Source organism: Pedobacter montanisoli (assembly GCF_022809115.1).
GTDB classification, from domain to species: domain Bacteria; phylum Bacteroidota; class Bacteroidia; order Sphingobacteriales; family Sphingobacteriaceae; genus Pedobacter; species Pedobacter montanisoli.
In genome coordinates, this window is record NZ_JALGBH010000002.1 from 1,002,625 (window position 1) to 1,017,831 (window position 15,207).

At 36.2% G+C, this 15,207-nt stretch carries 13 protein-coding genes and 1 tRNA gene; 6 read left to right on the forward strand and 8 right to left on the reverse strand.

All coding sequences use genetic code 11. The annotated features are described in order from the left end of the window. Position 1 precedes the first annotated feature (1 nt). The 3 genes from MMF97_RS12195 to MMF97_RS12205 all read right to left on the reverse strand — a co-directional run bounded on the left by MMF97_RS12195 (position 2) and on the right by MMF97_RS12205 (position 3,258). Complete coding sequence (locus MMF97_RS12195) at positions 2–625, reverse strand: toxin-antitoxin system YwqK family antitoxin (protein ID WP_243362668.1); 624 nt, start codon at positions 623–625, stop codon at positions 2–4. 31 nt (positions 626–656) lie between these two features. Continuing rightward, positions 657–1,505: a hypothetical protein gene (locus tag MMF97_RS12200; RefSeq protein WP_243362669.1), complete on the reverse strand. Its 849-nt coding sequence runs from the start codon at positions 1,503–1,505 to the stop codon at positions 657–659. A 124-nt stretch (positions 1,506–1,629) separates the two neighbouring features. Next, the gene (locus MMF97_RS12205) at positions 1,630–3,258 is read right to left on the reverse strand and encodes an acyl-CoA carboxylase subunit beta (RefSeq protein WP_243362670.1); all 1,629 of its coding nucleotides are present in this window, start codon (positions 3,256–3,258) and stop codon (positions 1,630–1,632) included. 86 nt (positions 3,259–3,344) lie between these two features. On the opposite strand from MMF97_RS12205, the gene MMF97_RS12210 reads away from it, so the two are divergent. After that, a complete protein-coding gene (locus MMF97_RS12210) occupies positions 3,345–4,058 on the forward strand; it encodes a hypothetical protein (protein WP_243362671.1) in 714 nt (237 codons plus the stop codon). On the opposite strand, the gene MMF97_RS12215 is transcribed toward MMF97_RS12210, so the two are convergent. Continuing rightward, on the reverse strand, positions 4,059–4,643 hold the full coding sequence (locus MMF97_RS12215) for an LOG family protein (protein ID WP_243362672.1): 585 nt from the start codon (positions 4,641–4,643) through the stop codon (positions 4,059–4,061). It lies immediately after the preceding gene. Between the two features lie 44 nt (positions 4,644–4,687). Further along, positions 4,688–5,254 (reverse strand): GNAT family N-acetyltransferase, encoded by a 567-nt coding sequence (locus MMF97_RS12220; RefSeq protein WP_243362674.1) that lies wholly within the window; start codon positions 5,252–5,254, stop codon positions 4,688–4,690. Positions 5,255–5,344: 90 nt separating this feature from the next. Here MMF97_RS12220 and MMF97_RS12225 point away from each other — a divergent pair, with 90 nt between their 5' ends. Continuing rightward, entirely contained in the window at positions 5,345–5,740 is a 396-nt protein-coding gene (locus tag MMF97_RS12225) for a DoxX family protein (protein ID WP_243362676.1), read from the forward strand. 28 nt (positions 5,741–5,768) lie between these two features. On the opposite strand, the gene MMF97_RS12230 is transcribed toward MMF97_RS12225, so the two are convergent. Then, positions 5,769–6,179, reverse strand: a complete 411-nt coding sequence (locus tag MMF97_RS12230) for a DUF1801 domain-containing protein (RefSeq protein WP_243362678.1) — start codon at positions 6,177–6,179, stop codon at positions 5,769–5,771. 595 nt (positions 6,180–6,774) lie between these two features. On the opposite strand from MMF97_RS12230, the gene MMF97_RS12235 reads away from it, so the two are divergent. The 3 genes from MMF97_RS12235 to mgtA all read left to right on the forward strand — a co-directional run bounded on the left by MMF97_RS12235 (position 6,775) and on the right by mgtA (position 11,695). Next, positions 6,775–7,800 carry an NAD(P)-dependent alcohol dehydrogenase gene (locus MMF97_RS12235; protein ID WP_243362679.1) on the forward strand — a complete coding sequence of 342 codons (1,026 nt, stop codon included), beginning with the start codon at positions 6,775–6,777 and terminating at the stop codon, positions 7,798–7,800. 27 nt (positions 7,801–7,827) lie between these two features. Beyond that, a complete protein-coding gene (locus MMF97_RS12240; RefSeq protein WP_243362680.1) occupies positions 7,828–9,033 on the forward strand; it encodes an NAD(P)/FAD-dependent oxidoreductase in 1,206 nt (401 codons plus the stop codon). Positions 9,034–9,145: 112 nt separating this feature from the next. Then, positions 9,146–11,695, forward strand: a complete 2,550-nt coding sequence (gene mgtA, locus MMF97_RS12245; RefSeq protein WP_243362681.1) for a magnesium-translocating P-type ATPase — start codon at positions 9,146–9,148, stop codon at positions 11,693–11,695. A 220-nt stretch (positions 11,696–11,915) separates the two neighbouring features. Here the strand turns inward: mgtA and MMF97_RS12250 are convergent, their stop codons facing one another. Together MMF97_RS12250 and MMF97_RS12255 are read right to left on the reverse strand one after the other, a co-directional pair. Continuing rightward, positions 11,916–12,209 (reverse strand): hypothetical protein, encoded by a 294-nt coding sequence (locus tag MMF97_RS12250; RefSeq protein WP_243362682.1) that lies wholly within the window; start codon positions 12,207–12,209, stop codon positions 11,916–11,918. A 177-nt stretch (positions 12,210–12,386) separates the two neighbouring features. Further along, positions 12,387–12,459 (reverse strand) — tRNA-Lys (locus MMF97_RS12255). Positions 12,460–12,749: 290 nt separating this feature from the next. Between MMF97_RS12255 and MMF97_RS12260 the strand changes: the two genes are divergently transcribed. Beyond that, positions 12,750–15,203, forward strand: coding sequence for a transglycosylase domain-containing protein (locus MMF97_RS12260; protein ID WP_243362683.1), 2,454 nt, complete (start codon positions 12,750–12,752; stop codon positions 15,201–15,203). The last annotated feature ends 4 nt before the right edge of the window (positions 15,204–15,207 follow it).

A 15,207-nucleotide genomic window follows, 5' to 3' on the forward strand; every position in this document is an offset into this window, starting at 1 on the left:
ATTAATATTCTTCTCTTAATTGTTCTATTTGAGCTTTATTTAATTTGATTTTACTTGTAATTGAATCCGCAGCATAGGTAATTCTGAGTTTTTCTCTTATAAAAATCCAGGAGCCTTCTCTCTTCCCATTTTTATAAGTGCCTTTTACCAATACCCTGCTGTTTTTATCAAGCTGTATAAAAGGCCCGTCTAATTCGCCGTTTTTATAAAATGATTTACCCATTATTTTACCATCAGGATAAAAGTTTAGCCATTGCCCTTCTTCCACGCCATTTACGAAACTTCCTCTTTGAAACAAAAAACGCTCTCTGTCTTTTAATTTAAAATCTGTTTGATTGGCCTCATTAAAAGTTTCTAAATCGATATAATAATTAAATTCTCCGTGTGGAATCTCAAAACTACCTCCCAAATACGAACCTGTTGCAATTAAATTATCATACATGTCATACTTTTTCATGATCCATATTTCTGAATTTTTTAAAGGACCAAACACTGCGTATGAATTTGCAAGATCGGGGTTTGTAACAATAGTGGCTCCTCTAAAATAAACAGGTTTTACCTGAGCAAAGACACAAAAAGCATTAATAATCAATGCAAATAATAAACCAACAGTTCGTATTTTCATATTATGCATAGCAACAGATTGTAAAGGTTTACTAATACACTAAATTATATCTGACGGGGCTAACCATAGGTTTTCTATCTCTGCCATTTGTAGCAGGATACCATATACTATTGGTTATAAAATCTTTAATCTTATCACTCAATGAAAAATCACTAGAATCATAAACATGAACATTAGAAACTACTCCTTTTTCATTTACAATAAATGAAACTTTAATAATTTCATTTCTAATCTCATTTACATTAGAACTTACCATAATTTTTCTTAGGTCAGCCACAAAATCACCTTGTGGATGTGCGGGTCTATAATATTTAAACGCTGTTTTTTGAGCATTTTGAATACTATCTGCCTTTTCTTTGTTTATTGTTTTTTTGACTAATTTTCCATCAGCATATATAAGCGTATTCAATCCGTCAAATTCTTTCCAAATTCCATTCTTTTCATTATTTCGATAATTTCCTTCAGCTAAGACTCCTCCATTTGAATGGAATGACTGATATTTTCCTTCAAGTGAATCATCTTTAAAGTTTTCAATCTGTTTCACTGTACCATCTATATAGTAAGTAACCCATCTACCACTTTGCTTTCCATTTAAAAACAAGCCTCTTTTTTCAAGAAAATGGCTAACAGGAAGGCGATAAGATGTATCTACATAATGGGTGTTTTTAATTTTTTCTAAACTCCAATCACCTTTCTTATTTTCCCTATGAATTGTATAGTAGAAATATTCTCCATGAGCTACCGAAAGATTAGCATCAGCAAAACCTCCCTTAAGAATTAAAAAGCCATCCATAGAATATTGCTCAGCTCGGTAAACAGAATCTCCTTCTTTTTTTTCTTGTACAATCAAATATGATTTAGCATTTACTGAATCTGTCATCTGGTCTTGTTTGTCTAAAAAAAACTTAGCTTCTTTTTTTTTTGTGCCTGGCCCAAGAAATGGCAACAAATTAAGTTACTCAGTAAAAGAATAATTTTAAATTTCATAAAGTCTTATAGTTTCATTAAGTCTGTATAACACCTACATTGTATGGCTTTTCAATCGGAGCTTTATTGGCAGCCTCTATGCCCATTGAGATTACTTTTCTGGTTTCCAAAGGATCTATGATACCATCAACCCATAAGCGTGATGCTGCATAATAAGGTGTAGTTTGTTTATTGTATTTCTCTGTTATCTCATTCAGTAATTTATCTTCCTGCTCTTCTGTTAAGGCTTCACCTTTGGCTTTTGATGAAGCTTCTTGTATCTGCAACAACACTTTTGCTGCCTGTGCACCTCCCATAACGGCTATTTTTGCGCTTGGCCAGGCATAGATCAACCTGGGGTCGTAAGCTTTACCACACATGGCATAATTACCTGCTCCATAAGAGTTACCTATTACAATGGTGAATTTAGGTACTACAGAATTAGCCATGGCATTTACCATTTTAGCTCCATCTTTTATAATGCCACCCTGCTCTGAACGACTACCTACCATAAAGCCGGTTACATCCTGTAGAAAAACCAATGGTATTTTTTTCTGGTTACAATTCATGATAAACCTACTGGCTTTATCTGCACTGTCTGAATAGATTACACCTCCAAACTGCATTTCACCTTTCTTTGATTTCACTACTTTACGTTGATTTGCCACGATACCTACTGCCCATCCATCGATACGTGCCAATCCGCAAATGATACTTTGTCCGTATAGGGCTTTATATTCTTCAAATTCAGAATGATCTACCAAACGGTAAATAATTTCTTTCATATCATAAGGTTTCTCCCTGTTTTCTGGTAAAATACCATAAATCTCTTTTTCATCTAGTTTAGGCATTACAGGTTTTATACGGTCAAATCCTGCTTGTTGTGAGCCGCCTATCATGCTCATGATTTTTTTGATACTGTCTAGGCAAGCCTGATCATTAGGTTGTTTATAATCTGTAACACCCGATATTTCGCAGTGCGTAGTTGCCCCACCTAATGTTTCATTGTCTACATCTTCGCCAATAGCCGATTTAACCAGATAAGATCCCGCTAAAAATACAGATCCCGTACCCTCAACAATCATCGCTTCATCACTCATAATAGGTAAATATGCACCACCTGCAACACAGGCCCCCATAATTGCAGAGATTTGTACAATGCCCATAGATGACATTACCGCATTATTCCTGAAAATACGGCCAAAGTGTTCTTTATCTGGAAAAATCTCGTCCTGCATAGGTAAATAAACTCCGGCACTATCTACCAAATAAATAATAGGCAGCCTGTTTTCCATGGCTATTTCCTGAGCTCTAAGGTTTTTTTTAGCGGTCATAGGAAACCATGCCCCTGCTTTTACCGTAGCATCATTGGCTACAATGATACATTGCTTTCCCGATACATACCCTATTACACAAACTACACCTGCACTTGGACAGCCTCCCTCGCTTTCATACATTTCATAAGCAGCAAAAGTGCCTATTTCCAGCACTTCAGAGTCTTTATCGAGAAGATATGAGATGCGTTCTCGGGCCAACATTTTACCTTTTTCTTTTTGTTTCGCCGCACTTTTTGCTCCTCCTCCCTGATAAACTTTATCTAACCTGGTTTTTAATTCATAAACTAATTGTTTGTTGATATCTTCGTTCTTGTTAAACTCTAAATTCATATACACATACTTATCTGTTAAACAGATCGTTTTTATTTGGTTCTGTATTTGTTAGGCTAAAATAGCATTTTAATATAGTATTTAGCATGAGGCTACTTGTATTTTTAACATTACTTTTATTTCCATCATTTGTTTTTTCGCAGGATTTTAGGTTTCCAAAGCTTCCTGAATATGCATCGGGTTATGAAAAGATCGCTCCTAAGAATTGGAATGTCATTGATACGGTTTATGGCGATCTGAATAAGGATAATAACGCTGATATGGCTGTTGTTTTAGAATATGATTCTTTTATAAGCGAAAACCGGGCATATGGTCACAACGATATAGAATTGATCACAGAATACCAAAAACCACGGATATTGGCTGTTTACCTGCGTGATAAGCTTAGTCAAAAACTTCATCTCGTAGTGCAGAATAACAGTTTTGTTTTAAGGGCTAAAGAAGGCGGTATAATGGGCGATCCTTTTAGGCGAATAGAAATTGATGATAATACCCTGATCCTGGCCTTTGAAGGTGGTAATGAATGGCGATGGAAATTAAATTATACATTTAAATACCAGAACAAAGACCTTATTCTAACTAATGCCAACAGTATTTATTATAACGTCATTTCAGGTGAAATGACAGACCATATTTATGATTTTCTCGACCGAAAATTAACGCTGGTAAGTGGCAATATTTTCTCAAGAAATATCAAAAATAAAGTAGATGAAGAAACGCTAATTTTTGGACATCCACGTAAACTAAGCGAATTTAAGAAACCCTGGACATGGGAAATCCTAAACAATAATTTCCTGTAATCAGGTTAGGTTACGGTCTCTGAACCATACTTCATCTGGCGTGGCCGAAAAATTCTGCATTTTAGAAATCAATATAGCCGCATCTGCCTCATTAAACACCAAATCCTTATTGGCTTGTTTTAAGAAACGCTGCTGAACCATAATATCCATTTGCATAAACAAAGGATCGTAAAATCCATTCACGTTTAAAACACCAATAGGTTTAGCATGTAGCCCCAGCTGTAACCAGGTAAGTACTTCAAAAAATTCTTCCATTGTGCCAAAACCACCCGGCAGAATAATAAAAGCATCAGACAGATCGGCCATTTTCTGTTTCCGTTCGTGCATGTTCTCTGTAATGAACATGTGGGTAATGCCTTTGTGTCCTACTTCTTTATCCATTAAGAATTTAGGAATAACACCTTTTACTGTGCCTCCTAAGCGCAATATTTCATCGGCAATCAAGCCCATCACACCAACACTTCCTCCTCCGTAAACCAATTCTATACCCTGATCAACTAAAGTGTATGCAAGCTGCTCAATGGCTTTCATTATGTTTTCATCACCATTAAAATTAGCACCGCAATACACGCAAACAGATTTCATATACCTTTATTAATTTTTAGGGTACAAAACTATAAACTTTAAGCTTAAATCTCAGCTATTGTAAGTTGCAAATGCTCCATGTGTTTTCCTGCAAGTTTTTTTTCTCCAGTAACCTTAAAACCTGATCTTAAGTATAGTTTCTTAGCTTGAGGGTTATTTTGATCTACCAGCAAACCCAGGGTTTGTTGCTGATCTTTGACATAAAGATCAATTAAGAACTGCAAGAGTTTAGTTCCTATTCCTCTTCCCTGTTGATCTGAATTTACACCTATACAATCAATATAAAATTCTCCTTCCTGAGTTTCATCTTCGGGCATGAAATTGCGGTTAAACATGAGCTGTAGCCAATGGATTACTGGCTCCCTTAATGCTGCAAGTTTAGCACCTTCATATACTATAGCCGCTCCAATAATCTGGTTGTTTTCTTCTACTACCCAACAGTTTTCGTATGAATACTGATTCTCTTTTTGTTTGAACATCTCAGTTAGAAACTGTTTTGCTTTGTCCTGATTATTTTCTCCTATAAATTGATAGATCACTTCTTCCATTGCCAATAGGACACAATTTACAACGGCTTCTGCATCAGTTATTTTTGCGGGTCTTATATGCATATAATTCTAAACGCTATTTAAATTTACAAACATTCATATTATCTTTATTAAAGAAAAGACAACAGTAAAGCCAACAAAAATTACTTAATTATGTTTTCAAGAGCTAACACTACTATTTGGTTACGTATAGTGGTATCTATTGTATTTTTTATGCACAGTGTGCCAGGTATGTTTAACGGAGGCATAACTGAATTTGGCAAAAACTATCTTGATACTATAGGGTTTGCACCCATGGGATTGATCATGGCATGGATCATAAAACTGATTCATGTTTTTGGCATCATCTCTTTACTGTTAAACAGATGGTTATGGATCTCTATTCCCTTAAATATTGTTATTCTTATTGCAGGTATAGGCATGGTGCATTTACAAAATGGTTGGTATGTAGTAGGTGGTGGCAGTAATGGAATAGAATTTAATGTGCTGCTGATTGCTGTACTGGTACAAATTTTATGGAATGCATCTAAAGCAAAATCATTGCAATAAACCACACATAAAACTGTTTTTCAGTTCGTTATTTTTCAACCAGGCTCAACCATTCCTGAATAGCCTTACGCAATTGTAACTCTTTTTCTTTGATGTCTGCAAGATCTTTAAAGTAGATCATTCGCCTGCCATCTGTATAATTGCCTTCTAAAATCTCTGTATGATGTTGGATAACTGCCCCTGTGGGCAATACACACATTATCTTGTCTTTGCGCAGATTCATAACCAAAATATCGCGCTTATACTCTTTTGGGTCAAAACCTCTCATTTCTCCGCTGTAATAAAATGCAGGCGAATTCCATTTAATATGTTCTGCTATGGTTTGATCAACGGAAAGTATCGCGTTACGCAAATACATTACTGCAAGCTGCAAATCTGTTGGTAATTGAGCTATATGTGCTGTTACCTGTTCTGTATCTGTTAATTTTACTTTAGTCATTATTACGCTTATACTTACTTATTTTTTATAGACTCGCCCTTTAAATTACATAAACAGGATTAAAATACCATAAGAATAAGTAAATCCTTTAAAACCTGATGATTTAGCATAAAAAAAGTATCTTTAATTAATTATGATAAAATTCTCATTAATGAAGAGTAAGATCTTAAACCTCTTATTAATTATCAGTTCATTATTTGGTTATTTAGAATGGGGAGATCATCATAAAATCTTTCTTTTCGAAGCAGAATATGAGTTATTAAATAAATTCTTTACTCATTTCAATTCGGCTGCACACCCCTTTACTCTTATTCCACTAGCGGGACAAGTTCTTTTGTTAATTACGCTATTTCAGAAAAAACCAAGTAAAATACTCGCCTATATCGGAATGGTATGCATAGGCTTACTTTTATTGTTTATGTTTTTTATAGGTTTAACAGGTCCTAATTTTAAAATTCTTATCTCCACCCTCCCTTTTATCATAATAACCATATTTATCCTGCGAAACAGGTAATTTATTTATCAAAAACAAAACTTCATTCATTCTTACTTTGTTTGTTCTGTAATACATAAGTATATACTAAAATAATAAACTATGAAAGCAGTACGTTTTTTCGGACACAAAGATGTTCGCGTAGTAGATGATGTGGAAAAACCTGAACCCAAAGGTGATGAAGTATTGTTAAAAATTGGTGGTGCAGGAGTTTGCCACTCTGATCTGCATGTTATAGATGAAGGTATTATGCCTATTACAGGTTTTACGCTAGGGCATGAAAATGCAGGCTGGATCGAAGCCTTAGGCCCTGATATAAAAGGATATAAAAAGGGAGATGCCGTTCTGGTATATGGTCCTTGGGGATGTGGACATTGCAAACCTTGCCAGCATTCAAAAGAAAATTATTGTGACCATCAATCTGAAATGCCTTTTGGTGGTGGTTTAGGATTAAATGGAGGCATGGCCGATTATATGCTGGTACCCTCTTCACGCTTACTGGTTCCCATTCATGATCTCGATCCGGTTATAGCGGCTCCTTTAACAGATGCAGCCTTAACACCTTATTCGGCTATTAAACGTTCCTTGCATAAACTGATGCCCGACGAATATGTGGTGGTGATAGGTGTTGGTGGCTTGGGACATGTAGCTATACAAATCTTAAAAGCCATGAGCAGCTCAACCATTATTGCTTGCGATATTACATCCGAAAAACTGGCTTTCGCTAAAGAATTAGGGGCTACACATACCGTAAATTCTACCGATAAAGATGCAGCCGAGCAAATCCAAAAAATAACCGGGATTAAAAAAGCCAAAGTCGTACTTGATTTTGTTGGGGCAAAACCAACCATTACACTGGGTACTCAAGTAGTTAGTCTTGATGGAGATCTTACGCTTGTAGGCTTAGGCGGTGGTGTGTATGAATATACCATGATGGGCCTGCCTTTTGGTGTAAGTATGATCAATCCGTATTGGGGTTCCAGAACAGAACTTATAGAAGTGGTAGGACTTGCAAGGCAGAAAAAAATCCATATTGAAGTAGAACGCTATCATCTTGATCAAGCTAATGAGGTTTATGACAGGCTTAGACAGGGAAAAATAAAAGGAAGAGCCGTACTGATTCCTTAATATTTACTTATCAGTAGCAAAATTGCAATGGATCTGAAATCAAATGAACCTTTCTGGCTGGTTAAAAACGGTTTGCTGAATACATATCCGTCTTTAAAAGAAAATGCCCGTTGTGATGTATTGATTGTGGGCGGTGGTATTACAGGTAGTTTGATTGCTCATCAGTGTGTTGCCGATGGATATGATACGATCCTTATTGATAAACGCGAGATTGCCAATGGCAGTTCATCAGCTACAACCTCAATGTTACAGTATGAAATTGATATGCCTTTGTATCTGCTAACCAAAATGATCGGCGAAAAAGGTGCTATAGCGAGTTACAAATCTTGTTCTGAAGCTATTGATCAATTAAAAGAACTTACTGACAGCATTAAATCAGATGCAGGGTTCAACAAAAAGAAATCATTGTATTTTTCGGCCAAGCAGAAAGATACAGAAGGACTTGAACAAGAATTAAAAGCTCGTAAAAATGCAGGGTTTGATGTAAAATGGCTTGAAGCCCATGAAATTCTAAAAACTTATGCAATTGACAATACCTATGGTGGTATTCTATCCGAGCAGGGAGCTAGTATAGATGCTTTTAAATTTGTACATGAAATCTTAATACACAACCAGAAAAAAGGTTTAAGAGTGTTTGATAAAACGGAACTCACAGGTACAAAAGCTGGTAAACGTAGCAATGAGGCTGTTTTAAATACAGGTGCAATCATTAGGTGTAAAAAGATTATCTACTGTGTAGGTTATGAAAGTGCTACAATGATCAAAGGAAAATTTGTGGATTTGATCAGCACTTATGCAACTGTTTCTGAAGTAGAGCCCAAAGCCAGCAAAAAATACAATGATCTTTTAATCTGGAATACAGACAGACCATACATTTATATGCGTACTACGGATGATGCTCGCCTGCTTATAGGCGGTGAAGACGAACATTTTGCTACTCCTCAAAAACGAGATGCATTACTTGATCAAAAAGAAAAACAGCTTACCCGGTCCTTTGAAAAATATTTACCTCACATCCAATTTATTCCAGATTTTGCCTGGACGGGTACTTTTGGTCAAACCAAAGATGGCCTGCCTTATATAGGCGAGCATAAAGATTTTAAAAATGCTTATTTTGTTTTAGGATTTGGAGGCAATGGCATTACATTTTCAGTTACCGGTATGCAAATGGTTTCAAACTGGCTAAAGGACAAAACGCATTTACTTACACCTTATTTTGCCTTTGGCCGTTAACATCTCATTACTTTAACATCTCCATATATTGATAAATCACTTTAAGACAAGCTCCTTTAAAAATCGTAAATTCAACTACAATGCCGTTTTTATAGAAAACTAAAACCCAAATATGGCGCAATACAGAGAGAGCGATAATAGTGCTCCGCAATACTGGACCAAAGACCCGCAAGAAATGATCAGTTTGCTCAAATCTGATATGAGGGGTTTATCTGAAAATGAAGCTGAACAACGACAGAAACAATACGGACCCAATAGTTTAAAAGGCAAAAGTACTTCCAGTCCTTATCTTTTATTTTTGGGACAGTTTAAAAATCCCATAACACTTATTCTTATTGCAGCTGCAATCTTATCTCTGATATTGCAGGATAAAACAGATGCTATCATTATCTTAATTATCGTACTGATTAGTAGCGGTTTGGGATTTTGGCAGGAATATGGTGCCTCTAATGCAGTAGCCAAACTCTTACAATTGGTACAGATAACGGTACAAGTTTTACGTGAGGATTCTCCTAAAAACATTTCCACAGAAAACATTGTGCCTGGCGATGTGATTGTACTTTCTGCCGGAGATATCATTCCAGCCGATAGTATCATTCTTTCCTCTCAGGATCTTTTTGTAGATGAAGCGGCTTTTACCGGTGAGAGTTACCCGGTAGAAAAACAGGCAGGCAGTTTGCCTGAAAATACAGCTGTTGCAAAACGTACCAATATGTTGTTTATGGGATCGCACGTAATTAGCGGTAAAGGAAAAGCATTGGTTGTGTCTATAGGAATGCGTACAGAATTTGGAAAGATCTCCGATCGTTTGCGATTAAGGGCCCCTGAAACAGAATTTGAAAGAGGCATTAAAAAATTTGGTTTTATGCTGATGCAAATTACGCTGATACTGATCATCCTTATTTTTGCGATGAACGTGCTCCTGCATAAACCCATATTAGATGCTTTTCTTTTTTCTCTGGCACTTGCTGTAGGTCTTACCCCACAGTTGTTACCAGTGATCATTACTGTTAATTTATCGGCTGGGGCTAAGAAGATGGCAGCGCAACAGGTTATTGTAAAACGACTGGCAGCCATAGAAAACTTCGGAAGTATGAATATTCTATGTTCTGATAAGACAGGAACAATTACTCAGGGCCAAGTAAAACTATATAAGGCTACAGATATCGACGGCAAAGACAATGAGCAGGTTATCCGTTATGCCTGGCTCAATGCATCCTTACAACAGGGCTTTAAAAACCCTATTGATCAGGCAGTGATACAAACTTATCAGAATACTGAAAAGACCATGCCGCAGGTTTTAGACGAAGTACCGTATGATTTTATAAGAAAACGGCTCAGCATTATGCTTTCAATTGATGGTAAAGCCACAGCCATTACCAAAGGTGCATTTAAACAAATTATGGAGGTTTGTACCTTTATACAAAAAGATGAAAAAACCATTCTTCCCCTTTCAGATGTATACCGCACCGAACTTGAAAATCAATATGAGAGTTTTAGCCGAGAAGGCTACCGCACATTAGGCATTTGCTGGAAAAATTCAGAAACTCATACCTTTTCAAAGAATGATGAGAAAGATATGGTATTTCTGGGTTTTGTTACCTTTTTTGATCCGCCAAAAGAAAGCGCAATCAAAGCTATAAATAACCTGAACGGATTAGGGGTGAAATTAAAGATCATTACCGGCGATAATGCACTGATAGCTGCAACACTGGCCAAACAGGTGGGCATACAGGATGCAGTGGTAATTAAAGGCAGTGAACTACAATCGATGAGTAATGAAGCGCTTATGGCCAAAGCGGCACGGGCCGATATTTTTGCAGAAGTAGAGCCCAATCAAAAAGAACAAATTATTCTGGCATTAAAAAAAGCAGGCCATGTAGTTGGTTTTATGGGCGATGGCATCAATGATGCTGCTGCTTTGCATTCTGCAGATGTGGGCATTTCTGTTGACACAGCCGTAGATGTGGCTAAAGAAGCCGCAGATCTTGTATTAATGAACCAGGATTTAGAAGTGCTCATCAACGGTATTAAAGAAGGACGCAAAACATTTGCCAATACCATGAAATATGTATTTATGGCTACCAGTGCCAATTTTGGTAATATGTTCAGCATGGCCGGGGCCTCATTGATCCTACCTTTCCTACCCTTGCTTCCTAAACAAATTCTTTTAACCAATCTTTTAACAGATATTCCTGAAACTACAATTGCAACAGATAATGTAGATGAATCTTATATTACCAAACCCCATCGGATGGATATTAATTTCATTAAAAGGTTTATGCTGGTATTTGGCCTGTTAAGTTCCATTTTTGATTATTGTACATTTGGGGTGCTTTTGTTAATGCTTAAAACAAACGAACAGCAATTTCAAACAGGATGGTTCCTTGAATCTGTTATTTCTGCAGCTTTGATTGTGCTGGTTGTAAGAACCCAGAAACCTTTTTTCAAAAGTTTACCAAGTACACCTTTATGGATAGCCAATTTAGTGGTAATTATAGTGGTTCTTATTTTACCTTTTACGCCCGTAGGTAAACTCTTTGGATTTGTAGAACTACCAGCCCGGTTTTATGGTTACATGACATTAATTGTAACAGCATATATTATTACTGCTGATTATATTAAAAGATGGTTCTACAAAAAACTGGCTTCAAATTATTGATCCGAGCAATAAGCTTTTATTTGATAAACCTGTAGCAATCTGCCAGCTTTTAACATCAATAAGATCTGGTGCATCAGACAAACCCGGACGATCTGATGCAAACTGTTCATTTTTGGCGTAAACAGAACTAAATAACAGCAGGAACAATAAAATCGTTAAGTATCTACACTTAAATATCGCACCAGCAATAATTAATACTACTTATTATCTATATTTAATTCTATCTCTGCTGCTCTTTTAATTTTTCCAGTTTGTATTTTTCGGTAGTACTCTTATTAAACCATTCTATGGCAATTAGAAAAACACCAAAAAGTAGCATTCCAGTTCCAATAATTTTTAAAAAACGCTCAAAGGCTGTTGTTACCAGAGCTTTGTTATAACTATCATATTGCTGCAATCCTCCAGAGCCGCGACGGTTAAACCTATTACGTGCTACAATATAGCGAAAAATTAGCCCTAATATAATTAGAATGATTCCGTACCATTGTACAGTAGTGACCATTAATAAAACCATAGCATAAAAATTTAAGTTTAATTACCTGATGACCTATATCTAATATAAAGAAAATCAGGATCATTCACAATTTACACAGGCTCTTTTAATGAAAATTATAATAAACTATCAAGAATTGATTGGAAATTTGATAGAGGAGCGTTTTAATAAAAAAGCCTCAACTTTCGTTGAGGCTTGTGATCCCGCTGGGATTCGAACCCAGGACCACTACATTAAAAGTGTAATGCTCTACCAGCTGAGCTACGGAATCTTGTCTTGTTTGTTTTAAGACGCTGCAAATATAGAGATTAAATTAAATTTTCAATTACTTTTAACATAGAATTTATCTCAAAAACTTAAAAAAAGTTTTAAATGTTTGATTATTTGGCATATAAATTTTCAATTTATCAAACCACTAAATGCACAAGTAGATCAAACTTATGGTGAAAAAACTTTTTACCATACTTTCTAAAATTAAGTAAATTTAATTAGTTAATTTGTATTTGTAGTTTTAACACAATTTAACAGCATTTAGTCCACGTTTTTTTACATCTTTATCACATGTTTAAAGAAATTAAAAATCGATATTTACGATACTTTACCCTCTTTCTTTATTTTATAATTATATTCTTTTGTGCGCTGCAAATTAACTTTTTGTGGCTCTTCGGATACTCTCCTACTTATGTAGACATCAAAAGACCTTCACAACGTATTGGCTCAGAACTTTATACCTCAGATGGCAAACTTATAGGCCGTTATTTTAAAGAAAACAGAACACCCGTTAATTACAATGAAATCTCTAAAAATGTGGTGAATGCCTTGGTAGCTACAGAAGATGTACGCTTCTATAAACATATGGGCATTGATTTTCAGGCATTGGGAAGAGCCATTGTAGGTTTTGGAGATAAAGGCGGCGCCAGCACCATAACGCAACAACTTGCCAAGAATCTTTATCGCACACGCTACAATAAATCATCCGGTTTTATTAAGCACATTCCATTGGTAAGAACCTTTGTAGCCAAGCTCAAAGAATGGATGACTGCCTTGAAATTAGAGGCGAATTACAGCAAGAATGATATCATAACCATGTATCTTAACACGGTTTCATTCGGTAATAATACGTATGGTATAAAAACAGCTTCGCGTATTTATTTCAGCAAGGCTCCCATTGATCTAGACGTGCCTCAGTCGGCTTTGCTGGTAGGTATGCTAAAAGCCACTACTTCTTATAATCCGGTAAAGAACCCAGAAAAAGCACTGGAACGTAGAAATGTAGTGCTTTCTCAAATGAATAAATACAATTTCCTTAGCAAAGAAGACCTTTCAAATTACAAAACAACTTCATTGGAACTTAAAATAGGTACTGAAGATGAGGGCAGCGATGGAGACTCTTATTTAAGATCTGCAGTTGATAAGTATTTGGAGAAATGGTGCGAGGATAATGGTTATGACCTCTATGAAGATGGCTTAAAAATATATACCACTATCGATTCTAAATTGCAAACCTATGCTGAAGAAGCTGTATTGGAACAGATGCGTATGTTACAAAGACGTTTTTACAGCGTATGGGGTAAAGAAGATCCGTGGCAGGATAGCGAAGGCAAAAAAGTAGATTATCCCGATCGGGCAAAAAGAAACTTACCTATATATGCTATTTTACAGAAGAAATTTGCCAATCAACCTGATTCGATTGAAGCCTATTTTAACAAAAAGAAAAAAATGAAAATCTTCTCTTATAATGGAGATAGAGATACTTTATTTTCTACAATGGATTCTATTCGTTATTATGGCAAGATTCTCAATACAGGCATGATGACTTTAGAGCCCAAAACCGGAAAAATTAAGGTGTGGGTAGGTGGAATAAACCATAAATTCTTTAAATACGACCATGTAAACCAGGCAAAAAGACAAGCGGGCTCTACATTTAAGCCATTTGCTTACTTAGCTGCTTTAGAAAGTGGGATGACTCCTTGCGATAAATTTACAGACAAACCGGTAAAAATTGCCTATCAGCATAAAGGAAAAACAGAATACTGGGAACCTAAAAACGCAGACTGGAAAAACAGTTACCAGGAAATGTCTTTACGCTGGGCAATGGCAAAATCAGTAAATACCATTACGGCACAGGTAACTGAAAAAGTAGGTTGGGATAATGTGGTTAAATGGGCACATGAATGTGGTATAGACAGTAAATTAGAATCAGTTCCCTCGGTTTCATTAGGCTCTAATGATGTATCTGTGTATGAAATGGTTAAAGCTTATGGCACTTTTTTAAACGAAGGTGTAAAAGTTGATCCCATATTAGTAGAAACCATAAAAGATCAGAATGATAATGTAATTGCTGATTTCAAACCTAAAATGAAAAGAGCTTTAACAGAAGAAATTGCCTGGTTAATGCTTTATATGTTTAGAGGAGGTATGGAAGAACCGGGAGGAACTTCGCAAGCATTATGGAGCTGGGATCTTTTCAAGAAAAACAATCAGATTGGTGGTAAAACCGGTACTTCATCAGATTACGTAGATGCCTGGTATATGGGCATAACAAAAGACCTGGTTACAGGGGTTTGGGTAGGCTGCGATGAAAGAACTGCACATTTCCAAAATGGCGAACAGGGCGAAGGCTCAAGAACAGCCTTACCAATTTTTGCCAAATTTATGGAGAAAGTGTACCACGATCCTAACAGCGGCTATACTTATGGTCCGTTTCCTAAACCTACGGTAAAAATCAGCATCAACTATGATTGCCCTACCCCACGCCAACATGTTGATACGCTTCAAAATGATAGTCTTTCAGTAGATTCATTAATGATTGGCGAACCTTCAATTCCGGTAGAAAACCCTGAACCAATTAAACAGGAACCTGTTAAAACAGAAGAAAAAAAGATTAATGAACCAGCACCATCAATTAAAGCTACAGAAGCAGCTAATACGCCTTTAACTAAAAAAGAAGAACGCGAATTAAGAAGGCAGCAACGCCGAGAAGAAAAAGAAAAGAAGAAAAACGGTGGCAATTAACTCG